Origin of the sequence: Glycomyces harbinensis, from assembly GCF_900101745.1 — a bacterium.
GTDB classification, from domain to species: Bacteria; Actinomycetota; Actinomycetes; order Mycobacteriales; family Micromonosporaceae; genus Glycomyces; species Glycomyces harbinensis.
The window spans coordinates 211485-231363 of sequence record NZ_FNAD01000009.1 but is presented as its reverse complement, the minus strand read 5'-3'; the positions used below and the strand labels follow the sequence as shown (position 1 = coordinate 231363).

17 protein-coding genes are annotated in these 19879 nt (G+C 70.1%); 5 read left to right on the top strand and 12 right to left on the bottom strand.

The window, feature by feature from the left end; genetic code table 11:
• The 8 genes from BLQ63_RS16555 to BLQ63_RS16520 all read right to left on the bottom strand — a co-directional run.
• On the bottom strand, positions 1-1781 hold a 1781-nt coding region (locus BLQ63_RS16555), incomplete at its 3' end, for an HNH endonuclease signature motif containing protein (RefSeq protein ID WP_143014952.1).
• Between the two features lie 563 nt (positions 1782-2344).
• Positions 2345-4246, bottom strand: a complete 1902-nt coding sequence (gene pknB, locus BLQ63_RS16550; RefSeq protein ID WP_091037578.1) for a Stk1 family PASTA domain-containing Ser/Thr kinase — start codon at positions 4244-4246, stop codon at positions 2345-2347.
• 73 nt (positions 4247-4319) lie between these two features.
• Positions 4320-5612 (bottom strand): serine/threonine-protein kinase, encoded by a 1293-nt coding sequence (locus BLQ63_RS16545; protein WP_143014951.1) that lies wholly within the window; start codon positions 5610-5612, stop codon positions 4320-4322.
• A gap of 250 nt (positions 5613-5862) precedes the next feature.
• Positions 5863-7326, bottom strand: a complete 1464-nt coding sequence (locus tag BLQ63_RS16540; protein ID WP_091037570.1) for a penicillin-binding transpeptidase domain-containing protein — start codon at positions 7324-7326, stop codon at positions 5863-5865.
• Positions 7323-9224, bottom strand: a complete 1902-nt coding sequence (locus tag BLQ63_RS16535; RefSeq protein ID WP_091037567.1) for an FtsW/RodA/SpoVE family cell cycle protein — start codon at positions 9222-9224, stop codon at positions 7323-7325. The genes BLQ63_RS16540 and BLQ63_RS16535 overlap by 4 nt, the downstream gene beginning before the upstream one ends.
• A gap of 156 nt (positions 9225-9380) precedes the next feature.
• A complete protein-coding gene (locus BLQ63_RS16530) occupies positions 9381-10607 on the bottom strand; it encodes a PP2C family protein-serine/threonine phosphatase (protein ID WP_177154972.1) in 1227 nt (408 codons plus the stop codon).
• A 114-nt stretch (positions 10608-10721) separates the two neighbouring features.
• Positions 10722-11207: an FHA domain-containing protein FhaB/FipA gene (locus BLQ63_RS16525; protein WP_091037558.1), complete on the bottom strand. Its 486-nt coding sequence runs from the start codon at positions 11205-11207 to the stop codon at positions 10722-10724.
• Positions 11208-11401: 194 nt separating this feature from the next.
• On the bottom strand, positions 11402-12115 hold the full coding sequence (locus BLQ63_RS16520) for an FHA domain-containing protein (protein WP_091037553.1): 714 nt from the start codon (positions 12113-12115) through the stop codon (positions 11402-11404).
• A 237-nt stretch (positions 12116-12352) separates the two neighbouring features.
• On the opposite strand from BLQ63_RS16520, the gene BLQ63_RS16515 reads away from it, so the two are divergent.
• Positions 12353-12691, top strand: coding sequence for a helix-turn-helix domain-containing protein (locus tag BLQ63_RS16515; protein ID WP_218125303.1), 339 nt, complete (start codon positions 12353-12355; stop codon positions 12689-12691).
• Positions 12692-12757: 66 nt separating this feature from the next.
• Here the strand turns inward: BLQ63_RS16515 and BLQ63_RS16510 are convergent, their stop codons facing one another.
• Positions 12758-13813 (bottom strand): histidinol-phosphate transaminase, encoded by a 1056-nt coding sequence (locus BLQ63_RS16510; RefSeq protein WP_091037544.1) that lies wholly within the window; start codon positions 13811-13813, stop codon positions 12758-12760.
• Complete coding sequence (locus BLQ63_RS16505; protein ID WP_091037541.1) at positions 13810-14682, bottom strand: RDD family protein; 873 nt, start codon at positions 14680-14682, stop codon at positions 13810-13812. The genes BLQ63_RS16510 and BLQ63_RS16505 overlap by 4 nt, the downstream gene beginning before the upstream one ends.
• Before the next feature lie 519 nt (positions 14683-15201).
• Between BLQ63_RS16505 and BLQ63_RS16500 the strand changes: the two genes are divergently transcribed.
• On the top strand, positions 15202-15978 hold the full coding sequence (locus BLQ63_RS16500) for a DUF4190 domain-containing protein (protein WP_091037537.1): 777 nt from the start codon (positions 15202-15204) through the stop codon (positions 15976-15978).
• Between the two features lie 55 nt (positions 15979-16033).
• On the opposite strand, the gene nagA is transcribed toward BLQ63_RS16500, so the two are convergent.
• On the bottom strand, positions 16034-17137 hold the full coding sequence (gene nagA, locus BLQ63_RS16495; protein ID WP_091037635.1) for an N-acetylglucosamine-6-phosphate deacetylase: 1104 nt from the start codon (positions 17135-17137) through the stop codon (positions 16034-16036).
• Between the two features lie 179 nt (positions 17138-17316).
• Here nagA and BLQ63_RS16490 point away from each other — a divergent pair, with 179 nt between their 5' ends.
• Positions 17317-18102 carry a DeoR/GlpR family DNA-binding transcription regulator gene (locus BLQ63_RS16490; protein WP_091037630.1) on the top strand — a complete coding sequence of 262 codons (786 nt, stop codon included), beginning with the start codon at positions 17317-17319 and terminating at the stop codon, positions 18100-18102.
• Positions 18103-18113: 11 nt separating this feature from the next.
• Here BLQ63_RS16490 and BLQ63_RS16485 read toward each other — a convergent pair whose 3' ends face one another.
• On the bottom strand, positions 18114-18854 hold the full coding sequence (locus BLQ63_RS16485) for a GntR family transcriptional regulator (protein WP_091037534.1): 741 nt from the start codon (positions 18852-18854) through the stop codon (positions 18114-18116).
• Positions 18855-19357: 503 nt separating this feature from the next.
• Between BLQ63_RS16485 and BLQ63_RS27930 the strand changes: the two genes are divergently transcribed.
• Both BLQ63_RS27930 and BLQ63_RS16475 read left to right on the top strand, forming a co-directional pair.
• Entirely contained in the window at positions 19358-19567 is a 210-nt protein-coding gene (locus BLQ63_RS27930; protein WP_143014950.1) for a hypothetical protein, read from the top strand.
• Positions 19560-19829 carry a hypothetical protein gene (locus BLQ63_RS16475; RefSeq protein ID WP_091037529.1) on the top strand — a complete coding sequence of 90 codons (270 nt, stop codon included), beginning with the start codon at positions 19560-19562 and terminating at the stop codon, positions 19827-19829. Before BLQ63_RS27930 ends, BLQ63_RS16475 begins: the two co-directional genes overlap by 8 nt.
• Positions 19830-19879: the final 50 nt, after the last annotated feature.

The window sequence follows — 19879 nt, the reverse complement described above, 5'->3', positions numbered from 1 at the left end:
CTGGGCATGGTGAGGGGCCCGATCCCGCGTGGTGGGTTCGGGCTGCGCCTGGCGTGTGGCGCTTCCCCCAGCAGTGGCCTGCTGGGGCAGGGTAAGAACGGCGGTTCCCCGAAGTCGGTCGACCGAGAAGGGCCCGGCCCCGGTGCGGTGGCGGTGGCGGTGAGGGCGGGCTCCGACCTTGATCGACGCCCTTGGGCGGCTTGGGGTTCGGGGTCCGGTGTTGTGATGGCGAAGCGTTCTCGTGCTTTGGCCCTGGCGGCTTTGATCGCGGCGAGGGTTTGCCGGCGGTCGGCTTCTTGGTCGAGGGCGTCCAGGTCGGGTGTGAGGGTGTCGGACCATTCGGTGCGGTAGAGCCCGGTCGGGAAGGCATCCCAGTCCGAGTCTCGGTGCTCGGCGTCCATGTCGGCGTCGGAGCGCCAGTCTGAGCACCCGCATTCGGTGTTGTCAGTGCCGCTGTGGCCGTGCACCCCTTTGATACCGGTGCCGTCACTGGCGGTGGCACGCTTGGCGTGGGGGTGGTCGTGGTGGGTGATGAGGGCCTGGCCGGGGCCGGTCTTCTCCACCGACCAGCCGGTGGTGTGCACGCGGCCGTGGTGGAACCGGCAGACCAGGATCAGGTTGGCCGCGTTCGTCAAGCCGCCGTCGGCCCAGTGGGTGATGTGGTGGGCTTCGGTCCAGGCGACCGGCCGGTCGCAACCGGTCCAGATACACCCCTCAGGCTGCTCCAGCTCGAGCTTGCGGCGCAGGGCGACATTCGGCAGCCGCAGCGCCCGGCCGAGCTCGACAGCCTCGCCTTCCTCGTAGTCGAAGACCGAGGGGACGACACCGGCTTCACAGGCCAGCAGACGCGCCTGGGCGACACTGACGGGCTGGCCTTCCAGAAGGGGCAGGCGCCCGGTGTCCTGGCCCTGGAGCGTCTGAACGTCGACGGTGAGGTCGAGGGTGGCGGTGTGCCCGTGGCGGGTGGCGGCTTCAGGTGACGTGCCGTATCCGGCGAGGAGTTGGTGGAGGGCTTCGGCGTGCCGGTTCGCCTGCGGGGGCAAGACCCCTTCGGCGTCCTGCTCGTCTTGGCGCGGTGGCGGGCAGGCGGTCTTCAAGTACTTGTCCAGGAGCCTGCCGGTGGCATCGGAGAGATCGCCTTCCAGGTGCCACATGCCGTTGCCCTGCTCGGTCAGCTCCAGGCGTTGCAGGGACTGCTCGCCCAGGGCATCGAGGAGTTCGGTCTCCTCGGCGATCGCGGCCCGCAGCTCATCGAGGTGGCGGCGCAGGTCCTTGAACGAGGCATGCGCGCAGTACTCGCTGACCATGGCTTCGGGGGTCGTGCAGGTGACGTCGGGGTCGAAGGGTGAGGCGACCGGGGCCCTGAACGGTGTCTTGGCGAACTGGCGCATGGCCGGGGTCTGGTCGAGCTGGCGGACGGCATAGGCGACCTGGTCGATCCTGGCCGCTCCGGTCGTTGCCGCCCGTGCCAGGACGGTGAACTTGCGGGCGAGGCGGGCGATGGCCGCGATCGAGCCTGCCGTGTTGAACGTGAAGTCGAACTGCGACAGCAGCAGATCCCGCAGCGCGGAGAACCCGAACTGGGAGCGGTGGAGATTGGCCTCGTTCATCGCGATCACCGCCGACAGGACTTGCGCATGCTGGGCATTGATCAGCGAGGCGGCCGCATCGAGCGTGGAGCGGAGGGCCCGCGCCCGCGAACGGGAATCGGCCGGAACGATGAGAGAGCCAGCAGCGGGGGCGGTGAGCGAGTGGTCCGGGGTGGTGGTGCACGTGCTCATGGGTCTCGTCTCCCTTCCGCTGTTCTCGAAGGTGTTCCCGCTTTTCGATCCCGCGTTCTATACCAATAGTGACATGCCAACCGCGCACTGTCATCACTCGATGGAGTGAACATTCCATTGAGGACCATCAATGTCGCCCTTGAGACCGCCTGCACCGCAACACAACCCGCCACCCGCCTCGGCGCTCCGCGCCTCGGGACCAGGCCGCCCGACGGCCTGACGGCCTGACGGCCTCCTCAAGGGAGCCTCACCCCTTGCCCGCCCGACGGCCGCCCGCCGACCCCGGTTCAAGATGACCTCTTCGTCGCTGCCCGCTCTAACCCAGACCCAATCGCTCCCGTCAGACGACGAGCCACCCCACTCCAAGTCCACCCCCCATCGCCGCCTTCCCTAACCGCGGCAGCCCCCGCCCCTTGTGAACCAGCCACCCTAGTGTCGAATCCACTACTACTGCGGCGGCGGCCGAAACGGGCCCAACATCGTCTACCTCCGCTACCGCGAGGTCCGCTCGGCGCTGAAAAGGGCCCCGCCGCAGTGCGGCAGGGCCCCGATTTCAGCTAAGGCTATTCGTCCTCGCAGGGCGGCGTGTCCAACGGGTTGTCGCACGTCGTCGGATCCTCGGACGTCTCGCCGCCACCGCCGCCGTCGTCCTCGGCCGCCGTGATGGTGATCGTCGAACCCGGGGCGACCACCGCGCCGCTGGTGAGCTCTCCGTCCTCGCCGGAGACGCTCTCGACGGTCTCCGCCTCGGGGTCGCCGCTGATCGTGGCGTCCAGGCCCATCCCGTTGAGCGCGTTCATGAGGTCGGCCGGCGTCATCGCGGCGTCCCACTGGACCACCACGCCCTGGGCGGTGATCGTCACCGTGATGCCGGAATTCTCGACCGAGTCGGCGCCGGGATCCTGCGCGTAGACGGCGCCCTCGGTGTCGCCGTCATTGCCCCAGACGACCTCGTAGCCGAACCCGGCGCCCTCGAGCGTGTCGATCGCGGACTGTACGGTCCGGCCGACCACGTCCGGCACACCGGCCTGGCCGCCGGCCGAGACGGTCAGCGTCACCTCGGTGTTCAGCTCGACCTCGGTGCCGTCCTCGGGGTTCTGGCCGAGGACCGTGCCCGGTTCCTCGGTGCTGGCCACTTCTTCCTTGACGACCGTGAGGCCGTCCCCCTCAAGGGTCGCCTTCGCGTCCTCGTAGGAGTCGCCCACCACGTCCTGAACGGGCACCAGGTCGGGCGCCTGGAGCACGGTCAACCTCACCGTGGTGTCCTCCTCGACCTCGTCGCCCGGGGCGGGGGTCTGCTCGGTGACGTTGCCGATGTCGGTGCTGTCCGGATCGGTGGCCTTCTCGTACTCCACTTCGACCTGGAGCCCCTCGGCCTCCACCGCGTCCACGGCCTCGGCCTCGGCCTGGCCGATCACCGACGGCACGGTCACCATCGCGGCCTGGTTCATCATCCGCGATATCCCCCAGGCCGCCGCGGTCACCGCGACCAGCGCCAGGATCACGCCCAGCGTGATCAGCCAGGGCCGCTTCCTGCTCGACGACGTGGCGATCGGCCGGATCGGGGCGGTCGAGTCCGCGTCGATCAGCTGGGTGCGCGCCTCGGCGCTCATCACGGCGGGGGCCATGACGGCCTGGCCGCGCGCGGCGCGGATCAGGTCCTCGCGCATCTCCCCGGCCGAGTGGTACCGGTTCTCGGGGTTCTTCGCCAGCGCCTTCATGATCACCGCGTCCACCGAGGCCGGGATCGCCGGGTTGAGCTCCGAAGGCGGCCGGGCCTCCTCGCGGACGTGCTGGTAGGCCACCGAGACGGGGTTGTCGCCGGTGAACGGCGGGTGCCCCACGAGGAGTTCATAGAGGACGCAGCCGACGGCGTACACGTCGGAGCGGGCGTCGACGGTCTCGCCGCGCGCCTGCTCGGGCGAGAGGTACTGCGCGGTGCCGATGACGGCGCTGGTCTGGGTCATGGTGGCCTGGTTGCTGGCCAGCGCCCGGGCGATCCCGAAGTCCATGACCTTGACCTGGTTGGTGTCCGAGAGCATCACGTTGCCGGGCTTGACGTCTCGGTGGATGATGTGGTGCTTGTGGCTGAAGTCGAGGGCCGAGCACATGTCGGCGACGACTTCGCAGGCGACGGCGGCGTCGAAGCGCCCCTCGGCGAGGAGGACTTCCTTGAGGGTCCGTCCGTTGACGAACTCCATGACCATGTAGGGGATGCCGCCCTCTTCGCCGGTGTCGAAGACGGCGACGATGTTGGGGTGGTTGAGGGAGGCGGAGTTCTGGGCTTCGCGCTGGAAGCGGATGAGGAACGACTCGTCACGAGAAAGGTCGGCCCGCAGCAGCTTGACCGCGACGTCACGGCCGAGACGCAGGTCCCGACCGCGGTGGACTTCTGCCATCCCGCCGTAGCCGACGACCTCGCCGATCTCGTATCTGCCGCCGAGCAGGCGGGGAGCTGTCGTCATCGCGTTTTACGTCCTCGTGTTCCGTTCATCGCGGATTGATTCTAGTCGCAGCGGCAGGCCCGGAAGCCCGCTATCAGTCACAGTCTTGGCGCAAGCAGGACCCCAGGCCGCCGCCGTCCGGTCCGCTCTGGTCGGGGGTGCTGACGGTGTCGGACGGCGAGTCGTCTTCGTCGACGGTCTCTTCGGCGGCGGTGGTCGCGTCTTCGGTGCCCCCATCGCCGTCGCCGGGTTCGGCGTCGCCGTTCATCGACATGAGCAGCCACACCATACCGCCCACCAGGGCGAGTGCGATCACACCCACGATGGCGCCGAGCAGGGTCTTGTTCGTTCCGGAGTTGGACGCCGGGGGCGGCGTCGGGGCTCCCAGGCTGATGCCGGGAGGTGATCCCGGGGGTGGCCCGGGGGGCGTGTGCGGGGGCGGGGCGTACGAGGGTTCGGCGACGCCCGCGAGGGGTCCGCCCATGCTCACGACGCCGGCGCGCTGCGGGAGCTGGCCGACGGGGGGCATGACGGAGGTCGCGGGGGGCGCGCCGGTGGCGTCGACGGCGCCGCGTGCGAACAGGGCCATCTCGCCGCCGGTGGCGAACCGCTGGTGGGGGTTCTTGGTCATGGCCCGCTCGACGAAGGCCCGCACGCCCGGGGGGATGTCCTGCGGGAGCGGCGGGGCGGGGGTGCGCACGTGGTGGAGGGCGAGCTCGATGGGGTTCTCGGCCTGGAAGGGCCGGTGCCCGGTGAGGCCGTGGAAGGCGACGACGCCGAGCGAGTACATGTCGGAGGAGGGCAGGACGCCGGTGCCTTCGGCCTGCTCGGGGGCGATGTAGGAGGCGGTGCCCATGACGGCGCCGGTGGCGGTGAGGTCGCCGGAGGCGCCTGAGCGGGCGATGCCGAAGTCGGTGAGCACGGCCTGGCCGTCGCGGGCGCGGACGAGGATGTTGCCGGGTTTGATGTCGCGGTGGATGATGCCGCGGTCGTGGGCGTGCTGGAGGGCGTCGGCGGTGGCCGCGATGATGGGCATGAGCTCGCGGGCGTCGATGCGGCCGCGCTCGGCGATGAGGTCGGCGAGGGATTTGCCCTCGATGAACTCCATGACGAGGTAGGCGGTGGTCTCGCCGCTGGGCAGGTCGGCGTTGCCGAAGTCGTGGACGCTGACGATGTGCGGGTGGGTGAGGGCGGCCACGGTCTTCGCCTCGGCGGCGAAGCGCTTCTCGAATCCGGGCTCGCTCAGGAGCGAGGGCAGCATGGCCTTGAGGGCCACCGTGCGTTCGAGAACGGTGTCCTCGGCCCGCCAGACCTCGCCCATGCCGCCCACGGCAATGCGTTCGCGCAGGCGATAGCGTTGCCCGAGGAGCATTTCGGGGCTCAACACGGCGTCTCCTCAAATCTTTTGGAGGGATCAGCTCCGGGGGGATCGACGCTTCAGTCTACTGGCAGGCCGCCCAGGGTCTGACCCCGTGAATACGGGGAGCAGGGCTGTCGCACTCTCTCCCAGGATCCACGTGCGGGCGCCCGGTTCGGTTGCCCTGTCAGCGGATCTTGAGGAAACCGTGTCGTTCTCGTGTTGTTCCGTCCCGTACCGGCGCCGAAGCGTAAGTCCGCGGTCGGCGGAGCGTTACGGGTCATTCGGATCGCCCTTCGAGGTACTGCTCCATGAGGTCGCCGGAGATCTGGGCGGCCTGGCCGGAGGCGCCGTCACCGTAGGAGTCGAGGAACACGCAGACCGCGACGGCGGGTTCGCCGTCGTCCATGGCCCAGCCGTGGAACCAGCCGTGGTCGGGCTCGCGGTTGTCGCGGTCGTCGGAGTGCTGGGCGGTGCCGGTCTTGCCGCCGACGGTGTAGCCCTCGATCTGGGCGTTCGAGCCCGAACCCTCCTCGACGACCGCTTCCTGGAGGATCCGGAGCTCCTGGGCGGTGTCGATGTCGATGACGCGCCCGGCGGAGTCCTCGCCGCCCTGCTGGACGGTGTCGCCCTCGGAGTCGGTCAGCTCGGCGATGATCTGCGGGTTCATCCGCTCGCCGTCGTTGGCGATGGTCGCGGCGACGATCGCGTTCTGGAGCACGGTCTCGCGCACCTCCTGCTGGCCGATGCAGGCCTGGGCGCGGAAGGCGTCTTCGGTGATGTCGCCGGTCGCGGAGGGCACGGTCGGCAGCGGGGTCTCGAAGGCCTCGCCGAAGCCGAAGGCGTTCGCCATCTCGGTGATGTCGTCGGCGCTGAGCTCTTCGACGCACAGGCGGGCGAACGTGGTGTTGCAGGACTTCGCGAAGGCCTCTTCGAGGGTCATCTCCTCTTGGGGGCACTGGTTGTTCGAGTTGGTGATCTCGTGGTCGGTGTTGGGGGCCGTGTAGCCGTTCCCGGCCGGGACCATCGAGTCGGCGCTGCCGCCGTTCTCGATGTACGCGGCGGCCACAATGGTCTTGAAGGTCGAGCCGGGCGGGTAGTAGTCCGAGCGGGTGCGGTCCAGGCCCGGGTTGTCCTCGTCCTCGTCGAGCGCGGTCTTGGCCGCGGTGGCGGTGTCGCCGTTGTTGGAGGAGATGTCGGTCGGGTTCCAGCCGGGGTAGGAGGCCTCGGCGAGGATGCGGCCGGTCTGCGGGTCGATGACGACGGCGCCGCCCTTGACGCCGGTGGCCTCGAGCGCGTCGTACGCGGCCCGCTGGAGGTCGGCGTCGAGGGTGGTGACGACGTTGCCGCCCGCCTTGCGGTCCTTGGAGATCGTGGCCCAGAAGTCGTCGAACGCCAAGAGCGAGCTGGTGCCGTTGAGGAGGGAGTTCTCGGCGTACTCGATGTTGCTGGCGCCGTAGTTGATCGACTTGAAGCCGGTGATGTTGCCGAAGTAGTCGCCTTCGGGGTAGTCGCGCTTGTAGCCGTAGCTGCTGCCGGGGTCGGTCGGCACGGACTGGGCGATCACGGTGTCGCCGGCGAGGATCTGGCCGCGCGGGACCTCGTACTCGGCGATGAGGGTGCGGGAGTTGGCCAGGCCCTGGTAGTCGTCGTGGTGGAAGAAGCCCACCCACGTGGCCTGGGCGATGAGGGCGCCCAGCAGGATCAGGGCGATGATGCCCATGCGTCGCAGAGCCGGGTTCATTCACCGCCTCCCTTCTGTCGGTCTTGGCCCGCCGGGGGCTGCGGCCGGTAGTCGAAGGCCGACGAGGGCGGCGGGGGAGGCGGAGGCGGCGTCTGGGGGGCTGGCCGGGTCGGGTTGCCGGTCGGGCCGCCGCCGGGGCTGCCGTAGGCGGATCCGGGGGGCGGCGGGGGCGGGGACTGCGGCGGCTGCGGCGAGTACGGCCGCGCGGGCAGGCCGGTGGAGCCGCCGGGGGGCGGGCTGTACGGGCCGGTGGGCGGCGGCGAGCCCGGGGGCGGGCTGACCACGGACTCCTCGACGGTCCCGGTGCCGGGCGCGCCCTGGAGGTGGCCGGGGATGATGAGCTCGGTCGGCTGGTCGCCGCCGGGGATCGGACCGGAGTCCATGACGCCCGCGGCCGCGGCCTTCTCCGCCTCCTCCGCGGCGCGCTTGGCGGCCTGCTCGGCGAGGAACTCCGGCGGGGCCTCGGTCTTCTGGAGGCCGAAGGAGGCCTGCCAGGGTTTGCGGGCGTCGTCGGAGACGCGGATGAGCAGCCCGACGAGCAGCCAGGACGCGACCAGCGAGGAGCCGCCCGCGGCGAGGAACATCGTGGTCTGGCCGGTCATGGGGATGAGCCCGGTGACGCCGCCGAACACCACGAACAGCTGGAAGGCGACGAGGAACGCCAGGCCGCCGGCCATGAGCGTGCCGAACAGGTCGCGCGACATGATGCCGGTCTTGAAGCCGCGCTCCACGAGGATCGCGTACAGCAGCAGGATCGCGATGAGGCCGATGAGGCCGACCTCCTCGCCGATGGCGGCGAGGATGAAGTCCGACTCGGAGGCGGGGATCATGTTCGGGTTGCCGGCCCCGGGCCCGTTGCCGATGAGGCCGCCCGAGTTCATCGCGACCAGGCCCTGCACGAGCTGCCAGGAGGTGCCGGTCTCGTAGACCTTCACCGGGTCCCACGGGTCGAGCCAGATGTCGACGCGCGTCTGGAGGTGCGAGAAGAACGGGTAGATCGCGATGCAGCCGCCGATGAACATCGTCAGACCGATGACGATCCACGAGGCGCGCCGCGTGGCCATGTACAGCATCGACAGGAAGATGCTGAACAGCAGCAGCGAGGTGCCGAGGTCGCGCTCCATGACGAGGATGACGAGGCTGGCGGCCCAGACGATGACGATCGGGCCGAGGTCCTTCATGCGCGGCAGCTGGAGCCCGAGGATCTTCTTGCCCGCCACCGAGAGCATGTCCCGCTTGCGCACCAGGTACACCGCGAAGAAGATCAGCAGCATGAGTTTGGCGAACTCGGAGGGCTGGATCGAGAAGGAGCCGAGGCGGATCCAGTTCTTCGAACCGCCCGAACCGGAGATCGAGTACGGCAGGAAGCCCGGGATCGCCGCCAGGAAGATGCCCGCGAACAGCAGGATGTACGCGTACCCGCGCAGCACCCGGTGGTTGCGTACGATCACGAGCAGCACGGTCAGCAGGAACACGCCCGCCATGTAGTACATGAGCTGGCGCCCGCCCGAGCCGGCGAAGACGCCCGCGTCGGCCGACAACCGGTCCTCTTCGAACGTGGCCGTGCGGTCGATCCGCCTGATGTAGACGATGCCGATGCCGGTGAGGAACGCCGCGATCGGCACGAACAGCGGGTCGGCGTAAGGGGCGAGGAACTTGACCGCGCCCCACGCGCACATCGAGACGACGAAGATCGCCAGCGGCAGCATGAACGTGACGGAGGTGGTGGTCTCGGTGAGCGCCAGGTCGATGGTGAGCTGGAGGCCGAACACCCCGATGCCCGCCACGACCAGCATGACGATCTCGCGGAAGACCCGCTTGGGCATGCCCGTCAGGGGCGTGAGCGCCGGCTCGGACGGTCCCGCCGGCCGGGCGGTCGCCGACATGGGCTGGGCCATCAGTTCCCCTCGCGTCTTCGTTCCGCGGTGTCAACCGCGGCATTGCAGGTGTTCACCGCTGTGCCGATTGTCCGGCTTCGGACCGGTTGCAGGCCTGCGTACTCGGTCCCCCCGGGCCGCTCGAGCCCGGACGCAGTGAGCCTACATCGACCACGCTCAGTCGTCGCGACAGTCCTTTGAAGCCGCCGGGACCGACTCGGCGTCGCCTCCGGCGGTGGTGCACAGCGGGTCGAGGTTGTCGTTGTCCGAGGCCGGGTCGATCAGCTCGGCCAGGTCGTCCTCGGCGTCCTCGCGGCCGTCGGCGGTCATCCCGGCCTCCAGGTCGGCCTCGACCGAGTCGACGGCGTCCTCGGCGGAACGCCCGGAGTCGACCTCGATCCAGGCCGCCCGGTAGCCGGCCACTTCAAAAGGGAGGCCTCGGAAGAGGCTGATGTTGCCCGCGTCCGAGACGCCGACGAAGTACTGGGTGCGGATCCACCACGCGCCGCCCCCGGCGGCGAGGACGATCACGATCAGGCAGGCCAGGACGGTGCGCCACACGCGGCCCTTCCCGCGGCCCTTCGCCCCGGACTCCTCGTCCGCGGCTTCGCCGTCCTCGTCCGCGGCCTCCTCCTGGTCCTTGACGGCCCGCAGGACCGCCGTGTCGGACTCGGCCAGGCGCGCGTCGGCGGCCGCGCCGCCGATGATCTGGCGCTGCTCGCCGGGGTGCTCGGTGACCACGTCGGCGATGAGCACCGTCACGTTGTCGGGCGCGCCCGCGTCGAGGGCCTGCTGGACCAGCGACTCGGCGGCCTCCTGCGGGGAGGCCGCGGTCTGGAGGGTGCGGGCGATGTCGGAGTCGGAGACGGGCCCGGAGAGCCCGTCGGAGCACAGGAGCAGCCGGTCGCCCGGGACGCCCTTGATGGTCTGGAACGCCGGCTCGACCTCGGAGGCGCCCAGCGCGCGCAGCAGCAGCGACCGCTGCGGGTGCACCTCGGCCTCCTCGGCCGTGATGCGGCCCTCGTCGACGAGCATCTGCACGTAGGTGTCGTCGACGGTGATCTGCTCGAAGCCGCCCTCGCGCATCCGGTAGGCCCGGGAGTCGCCGATGTGGACCAGGTTGAACCACTCGCCGTCGAACCACAGGGCGGTGAGCGTGGTGCCCATGCCTTCCTTCTGCGGGTCGTCGGCGACGCAGCGGCGTATGGCCCGGTTCGCGTCGGCGACGGCGTCGGCCAGCTCGTCCACCACCGAGTCCGACGGCGGGGGCACGTCCAGCCGGGCGACGGTGTTGATGACGATGGCCGAGGCGAGGTCACCGGCGGCCATGCCGCCCATGCCGTCGGCCACGGCGATGAAATGGGCCCCGGCGAACACCGAGTCCTGGTTGCCTTGCCTCACCACACCGCGATCGGAGATCGCCGCGTATCGCAGGTGCAAACTCATGTATCAACCGCCGTAGCGCGGGGCACACCCGCTATTCGTAGCCGACATCGCCGTCTCACGTTCCACGAGCCGCTAGGGACGCAGCTCGAACGAGGAACGCCCGATCCGGATGGGCACCCCGAGCGGGACCGGCGTGGGTCTGGTGACTCTAGCGCGCCCCAGGTAGGTGCCGTTCGTGGAGCCCACGTCCTCGACCATCCACTGGCCGTCCATGGGCACCACGCGGGCGTGCCGGTTCGAGGCGAAGTCGTCGCGGATGACGATCGTCGAGTCGGGGGCGCGGCCGATCGTGATGGGCTGACCGGAGAGCACGAACCGGCGTCCGGCCAGCTCACCGGTGGTGACCACCAGCCACTGCGCCGTCTGCGCGGGCCCCTGGGGGCGGGCGCCGCGGCCCGATGCGGGCGGGGCCGAGACCGGGCCGGCCGCGGGCCCGGCGGCCGCGGGGCGGCGCTGGGCGAGCAGGTCGCGGGTGATGGTCCTGGCGGCGGCGAACACGAACAGCCACACCAGCACGAGGAACCCGAACCGGGCGACGGTCTGGACTATCTCAGGCATTCGGCGCTCCCAGCGGCTGAACGATCGGTCCAGGACACGGTAGCCCACGCGCGCGCGACCGAGGCGGCGAGCCGCCGAACCCAGCGGGTCGTCCGACCGCTACCGGCATGGGGCCCTGAGGTTTTCGAAATCCGCCCCGCGAAGGGCAAAAAGGTACCCCGACCCGCCGGGCCGGGGCGCACCGAGAGGCGGGATCAGCCCGCCGAGAGTGTCAGGGAGGTCGTGCCGATCTGGATCACGTCGCCCGGCTGCATCGAGACGGTGGCGATCCGCTGGCCGTTGACCAGGGTGCCGTTGGTCGAGCCGAGGTCGGTCACCGAGACCTGGCGGCCGTCGAAGTCGACGCGCACGTGCCGGCGCGAGATGCCGACGTCGGGCAGGCGGATCTGGGCCTGCTCGCCGCGGCCGATGATCGTGGCGCCGTGCGCGACGGTGAACTGGCGCCCGTCGGCGGTCACCAGCACCGGGCCCGTGGGGGCCTGCTGCTGCGCGGGGCCGTAGCCGCCGCCGGAGACCGGCTGGTCGACGCCCTCGTTCAGGGCCGCGACCTCGGCGGTGACGCGGAACATGCCCGTGTCCAGGCCTTCACCGCGCTCTATCTCGACGATGACGTCGCCGTAGACGGTCCAGCCGTTCTCGCCGATGAACTCGGCCTGCGACTGGGCGAGCTCCTGTGCCAGCGCCGCCGCGTACGGGGCGAGCCGGTCGTGGTCGGGCGGGGAGAGGTCGATGACGTAGCGGTTCGGCACCAGCACGCGCCCGCCCGCGAGGACGGCCTTGTGGGTCTCGGCCTCGCGCTGCATGGCGCTGGCGATCTCGACCGGGTGCACAACGCCCTTGAACATCTTGTTGAAGGTGCCCTCGAACAGGCCCTCCAGTTGTTTTTCCAAGCGTTGCAGAACGCTCACCGGTTCTCCTCCTCGTCTGACGCCAAGCGTGCGGTGACGCACCAGATCGGCGACGTCGACTTCCGATGGTATCGGCTGGCTTCACGCCGCGGCGAGCGGTTGAGACGCAACCCTTCCCCGAGTCCGGTTCATATCGTCTGTTCGGGTGAGGGCCGTGTCAGCTGGTGGTACCGAATGGCGGGGCGCCCAGGCAGGGGCGGGTGGCGTCGAGGGGGGAAGGCGCGTATGGTGACGCGGGTGACAGATCGCGACTTCAGCTCATTCGTCCGGGACGTGCGCAAACGCGCCCACGTCTCGTTCCGCGAGCTCTCCGACTCCGCCGGGGTCTCCAACCCCTACCTCCAGGGCGAGCGCGGCGTGCGCCGCCCCAGCGGCGCGGTCCTGCGGCAGCTGGCACTGGCGCTGCGGATGACCACCCCGATCATGTACCTGCGCGCGGGGATGACGCCCGAGAAGGGCTCGGGCATGCCGCTGGCCATCGCCACCGACCGCGAGCTCACCTCGAAGCAGAAGCAGACCCTCACCGAGATGTACGACGCGTTCGTGCACCAGAACGAGCGCACCGTCCCCAAGTAGCGCGGCCGTAGTATCGACCGGGCGCCGGTGGGGCGCCCGGTCCTGTTGTGTCCGTACCGGAAAGACTTACGCTTCGACGAAGTCGCGCAGTGCGTCGAGCAGCGCGTCGTTCTCCTCGGGCAGTCCGATCGTGACGCGGACGCCGTCGCCCGCGAAGGGCCGCACCAGCACTGCCCGCGCCTCACAGTGCGCGGCGAACTCGACCGCCCGCTCCCCCAGGGGAAGCCAGAAGAAGTTCGACTGCGTGTCGGGCACCTCGGGCACCAGTTCCCTCGCGGCCATGACCGTCCGCTTGCGCTCGGAGGTGACGAGTGCGACGCGGCGGCGCATCTCCCCTTCCGCCCCGAGCGCGGCCAGCGCGGCGGTCTGCGCGGCGACGTTGACGGCGAAGGGGATCACGACCTTGCGCACGGCGTCGGCGACCTCGGGCGCGGCGACCATGTAGCCGACCCGCAGGCCGGCCAGGCCCCAGGCCTTGGAGAAGGTCCGGAAGACCACGGCGTTGGGCCGGTGCCCGTAGCGCTCGATCGCGTCCGGGCAGGCCGGGTCGGTCACGAACTCGCGGTAGGCCTCGTCGACGACGACGAGCACGCGCTCGGGGATCGCGTCGAAGAGGCGGTCGAGTTCGGCGGCGGTGACGGCCGGGCCGGTCGGGTTGTTGGGGCTGCACACCAGGACGGCCCGCGTGTCGGGGCCGACGGCCGCGATGATCGCCTCGACGTCGTGGCGGTGGTCGGCGGTGTTGGGCACCTGGACGCTCTCGAGTCCGGCGACGGTGGCCGCGATGGGGTAGGCCTCGAAGGACCGCCACGAGTAGACGACCTCGCCGCCGGGGACCCCGATCGCCTGGAGGAGGTGTCCGATGAGGGCGACCGAGCCGGTGCCGGTGGCGATGCGGTCGAAGTCGACGCCGAGCCGTTCGGCGAGGGCCTCGCGCAGGCGCACGACGCCGAGGTCGGGGTAGCGGTGGACGTCGGCCGCGGCGGCGCCGATCGCCTCGACGACGCCGGGGAGGGGGCCGTAGGGCACCTCGTTGCTGGAGAGCTTCACGGCGTTCGGGACGGCCTTGCCGGGCACGTAGCGGGGGATCGCGTCGAGATCGGCTCGCAGCGGGTCGGTCATGCGGAGGGCTCCTTGTCTGCATGCGCCGGAGTGGGTCGCACTTCGACGACGGCAGTGCCGGGCGACTTGTCGTGCAGGCACTGGCGGAACGGTTGGTCTCGGATGCACCATATCCCGTCCATCAGCCACAGGACCGCGCCGAAGGGGAAGCAGATGAGCGGCAGCGCCGCGTAGGACCAGCGCAGCAGCAGGCGGCCCCAGCCGAGGTTGACGGGCGCGAGCGACACGACCTGGATCCCCATGAGCCGCTTGCCGAGCGTCTGCCCGGAGTTGAGCGTCGCGGGGACCTCGTAGGCGAACCACAGGCCGAGGGCGATGAGGAGGACGACCCACCACTGCTCCGAGGCCCGGGCGGGCATCTGGACGTCGTTGGGGTCGTCGGCGGCCGCCGCTTCGAGCACGTAGGGCCAGACGGTCTGCATGAACTGGTAGATGAAGTAGCCGTTGACGACGGCGTTGAGCACCAGGAGGGCGACGAGGTCGACCAGGCGGGCGACGAAGCGCTGGCCGGGGTGGGCGAGGATGCGGCCGCCGAGGATGCGGTGCACGTCGGGGCGGGTGATCCAGCCGACGGTGACGCCGAGGGAGCGGATCGGCACGGTGTCGGGCGGCTGGACGGCGCCGGGGGTGCGCTGGACGATCTTCGGCGGGGGGCCGTCGCCGAAGCGCGGGTCCGGGGGCAGGGTCTCGACCGGCGCGTCCTTAGTGGACTCCGGAAGGGGTTCCGGTTCGGGGTCGACCGGTTCGGGTTCGGCGGGGGGCTCTGCGTCGGCGGGGACGGGCTTGCCGATCCAGCCGGCGCCGTCCCAGTAGCGTTGCGTGGCCGGGTCGGCGGGGTCGGCGTACCAGCCGGGTTCGATCGTGGTCATCGTGGCCCATTCTTGCAGCCCCGGCTGAGCTTTCCCAGTCAGTTCGGACACAGGAGGCTGTGAGTGGACCGCGAAGCGGGAAAACGGGGTACGGGCGCGCGCACAGCGACGCGGCCCGGTCGGATACTGCCTCGACTGGGCCGCGTGCTACTTGCTCCACATCCAACCGAGTTACCAAGCGTGAAGTCTTGTATAGCGGTGTCCTGCTCCTAGGTGCTGGACCCGCTGTGCCTCCCGACGGCAAAGGTCGCACGTGGGTACTCGGCGGCTGTGCGCGATTCCTTCAGGTCTGCGAGGACCGTGTCCTCGGGAAGTCCTTCCGGCTCCGTAACTCATTTCTACTCGTGTACTGACGGGTAGTAAACCCCTAACCCGAAAAAATCCGAACAGAGTTCGCTCATGGACGGGCCGGGTCCCGCCTCCGGGCCCGGTTCCCCCGATTCGGCACGGAGGGGCGCGGACTGGGCTACCTTGCGGGACAGCGGGGCCGCAAGCCCCGGACCTGCCGAGGAGGGCATCATGACCACCTACCCGCCCGTTCCCGAGCCGCCCGAGCCGGAGCGGCCGGGGTCGGACCAGCCCGAGCCGCCCGGTGGGCCCGCGTGGAACCGGGCGGACCCGGCCGAGCCGGGGCGGGCGCAGGAGCCGGATCCGAACAGTCCGGACCCGGTGGGGCCGAACGAGTCCCCTTCCAGCGATCCGGCATGGAACCGGCCCGGGCAGGACCCTCCCGAGCCCGAGCCGTTCGGCGGCGATCCGGCCCCTTGGGGCCCGGCCTCGGAGCGCAACCCCGGCGGCGTGCCGCCCGAGGACCCCGTGCCCGGGGCGGTTCCCGGCTCGACGCCCCAGGGCCCGTCCCCCGAAGGCTCGCCGCCGCCGTCGATGCCGCCTCCCGCCGTGCCGCAGCCCGCCGCGCCGCCGTATCCCGGCGGCGGAGGCGGGTACAGCCCGTACGCGGGCGGGGCGGTCCCGCCGCCACCGCCTCCGGCCTACAACGGCGACGGGGCGCTGCACGGCCAGCAGCCGCGCAACGGCCTGGGCACGGCGGCGCTCGTGTGCGGCATCATCGCCGTGGTGCTCTCGTTCATCCCGGTGCTCAACGGCTTCTCCTGGCCGCTCGGCGTCCTCGCGATCGTGTTCGGCGCGGTCGGCTGGAGCCGCGCGAACAAGGGGAGGGCGACCAACAAGTCCATCGCCATCACCGGCCTCATCCTGGGCATCCTGTCGTTCTTCACGTTCTGCCTGATCTACGTCATCATCGGGGCGGGCAGCGGCTCGATGTACTACAACACCTAGCGGCGCAACGAAAAGCGGGCCGGGAGCTGTGCTCCCGGCCCGCTTCGCGTACGTGTCAGACCTGGAGCCAGGCCCCGCGGCGCATGACCGAGACGAGGTTCAGGTCGTCGTCCAGGACCACGGCGTCGGCGAACTTCCCGGTCTCGATCGTGCCGACGTCGTTCAGGCCGAGCAGCTCCGCGGGCGTCGCCGAGGCCATCTGCGAGGCGGCCTCCACCGACTGGCCGGCGAGGCGCACGGTGTTGCGGAACGCGTCGAGCAGCGTGATCGTGGAACCGGCGATGACGTCGGTCCCGGCCACCGTGGCGACCCCGCCGACGACCTCGACCTCGTGGCGCCCGAGCATGTAGTGCCCGTCGGCCAGCCCGGCCGCGTCCATCGCGTCGGAGACGAGCAGGGTCCACGCCGGCAGCGAGGTGTCGAACGCGAAGCGCATCGTCCCCGGGTGCAGGTGGACGGGGTCGGCGATGATCTCGGAGAAGATCCGCTCGTCGTCCAGCAACGCCGGGATGGGGCCCGGCTCGCGGTGGTTGAAGGCCCGCATCGCGTTGAACAGGTGGGTCGCGGCCTGGGCGCCCGCGTCGATCCCGGCCGTGGTCTGCTCGTAGCTGGCGTTCGTGTGCCCGATCGCGGGCACGACGCCGCGCTGGTCGAGGAACTCGATGGCCGCGATCGCGCCGTCGAGCTCGGGGGCGATGGTGACCATCTTGACCGCGCCCTCCCCCGCCTCGATGAGCTCGGTCAGCTCGCCGATGTCGGGATCGCGCAGCACGTCGGTGCGGTGCGCGCCGCACTTGGCCGCCGAGATGTAGGGGCCCTCGAAGTGGACGCCGGCCAGGGTCCCCTCTTCGACCAGCGGCTTGAGGGCCCGGGTGGTCTCCAGCAGGAACTCGTGGGTCGAGGACACGAGCGAGGCGACGAGCGTCGTGGTCCCGCGCGAGGCGTGGAAGCCCGCGGCGCCCTTGGCCGAGTCCGCGTCGCCGTTCGCGAGCGAATAACCCCCGCCGCCGTGGCAGTGCACGTCCACGAAGCCGGGCAGGACCCAGCCGGTCGGATCGCCCTCGCGTTCGAGGATGCCCTCGAAGCGGTCCCCCTCGACGATGAGGGTCCCGTTGACCACGCCGTCGGGGGTGACGATCCGGCCTATCGCCGGCAGCATGACGCCGTCCACGGGCGCTCCTTCCAATCGATCCTGCGTGTGCGAGCCCACGTCGGTGCGGCACAATGATCGTGAGCGCACGAGCATGACTTGAGCACCGCCCGAGCGCCTACCGACCTACTTCGAACACTATCGTGCAGACCGCGGCCGCCCGCCGCGATCCCGACCCGAGGAGCGCCGTGGACCGCTACGCCCGGTGGAACACCCTGCTGGAGATCCTCGCAGAGACCGGACGCATCACAGTGGAGGAGGCGGCCGAACGGCTCGGCGTCTCGCAGGCGACGATCCGGCGCGACTTCGACCAGCTGTCCCAGCAGCAGATGATCACGAGGACCCGCGGCGGAGCCGTGGCCGGAGGCATCTCGTACGACCTCCCGCTGCGCTACAAGACCGCTCGCCACGTCGAGGAGAAGCACCGCATCGGCACGGCCGCCGCAGGGCTCGTGAGCCCGGGTCAAGTCATCGCCCTCAACGGCGGCACGACGATCACCGAGGTCGCGCGCTCGCTCGCAATGCGAACCGACCTGGTGGCGACACCGGGCTCGACAGGCCTGACGATCGTCACGAACGCCCTGAACATCGCCAACGAGCTGATCGTGCGCCCACACCTGAAAGTGGTGGTGGTCGGCGGCGTCGTGCGCCCGCAGTCCTACGAGCTGATCGGCCCCCTCGCAGCGCCGATCCTGCGCGAGATCACCCTGGACATCGCGTTCCTCGGCGTGGACGCCATCGACATGAAGCTGGGCGCGACCAGCCATCACGAGGGCGAGGCGGCCATAAACGCCCTCATGGCCGCGCGGGCGCGCAAGGTGGTCGTGATCGCCGACGGCTCCAAGATCGGCGGCCACGCCTTCGCGAGGATCTGCCCCACCGACCGGGTCCACACCCTGGTCACCGACGGCAACGCCCCCGCCGAGCAACTGCGGGGCTTCGAAGAGGCGGGCATCCGCGTCATCGTCGTCTGAGCGGCCGGGTTCTAAAGGTCCGCGCGGTACTCAAGTTCGTAGACGCTGCTGTCGAGAATCATCTCGGTGACCTCGACACACCGGTCCTCCGCGTCAAAGGCGGTGCGGACGATGGCGATGACCGGTGTACCGCCGGGGAGGTCGAGTGCAGCCTTCTCGGTCGGCAGCGGCATCCGGACTCTGAGGTGCTCGGCAAAGCAAACTGGTGCATGGCCGATCTCGGCGAGGCGGGCGTAGACGCCACCAGGCCCAGTGTCGGTGTAGACGATCGGCGTGGCTCGAACCATCTCGGGCAAGTAGAAGGAATCGGCGAGCTGGACCGGCCGGTCCTCCACGGCGAACCGTCGCGAGCGGCACAACACCGGATCGCCGGGCGCGAGACCGAGCGATGCGGCGACCTTCTCGCTTGCGGGGCGCTCTCCGACATTCACCTCGACCACTCGAGCCCGCTTGCCGGTGTCGGCATCCTGGATCGCCTGGCCGTCACGCCAAGTCGAAAGCCGGTTCGGGAAGACCCGGAGAATCGGCTCGAAGGTCCGGACATGGCTGCCCGAGCCTGGCTTGGTGATAATGAATCCGGATTCTCGGAGTTGCGCCAGGATTCTTGCCGCAGTCCCACGGTCGAAACCGAATTCTTCGCTGATCGCAGTCGCGCTGGGGAACCGGGCGCCAGGTGCATAGACGCCGTCGACGACACGCTGGCGCAGCACATCCGTGGCGTGAGCCGCCGCAGAAGTCTGCTTGCCTTGCATGTCGGTCGATCCTCCCTGGCCTGGTGCCGCCCCAGCCTACCCAGTGCCCCGTGCGGCGGGTCTCGCGCGAGCGTAGCTCACTTCGATGACATCAGTAGTTGATTGATGCCATCGGTTGTGATCTACTTATTCGCAGCTTCATTCGGATCGCCGCTTTGCGGCGCTGACTCGCAGGCCGCCTGATTCGGTGGGGAATCAGGCAGCGTGCCGCACGGCGATCCTCGCCCGCCCCGAGCCCGAAGTGCTTGGGGCGGGCGGAACTCGAACTCAATACGGCCGCACATAGACAGCGGCCCGCCGAGAAAGCTTGGAACCTAGACCGGCGGGCCGCGCACTCCAGGAGAAACGGATTTCTCATGGCGCTATCGACCCTATCCCGCGACCTCATCCCTGGCTGGGCCAAGATCGATCTGCAACTCCACCAGCCTTTCCGGGGGTGGTTCGGCTTCAGGCGGCTGCGATGCGACTGGTGCGGCGAGCGGTGGGGGCGACACAGCTGCCCCATGCGGGAGTCCGCGGCCAGGCAGTTCGTCTACACCGCCAGCTCCGCGCAGCAGGAGGCCGCGCTGGTCTCCGGCGACATCACTGAAGCCGACCTTCAGCTCCGGCGGTCCCAACCGACCGGGCACCGGCGCAAGCCCAGTCCGCACCCGCGCCATTCGCGCCGATCGGCAAGCTTCACCGCCCTGCCACTGGAGTGGTCGCATGTCTGAGGTCGAACCCTGGGTCCATCTCGGCGACTTCATCCGGAACATCGGCATGCGCGCCCACATCAGCTTCCTCGTCGAGCGATCCACCGACAACCATGCCCGGCATCGGATCCGCTGCGATGAGGGTCTGGGAAACGAGCCTTACCTCGTCGCCGTCTTCACCGAGCCGGTAACCGCGGCCACCGAATGGCGACCCACTTGGCGCGGCGACCAGATGAGTCCCGGTATCGAGGCGGATGCCCGCGCCATCGCGCGCTGGACCTAGCGGCAGTCGGTCGGCTCGCCGAAAGGCCAGTGGCGGGGCCGCCCGAAGGG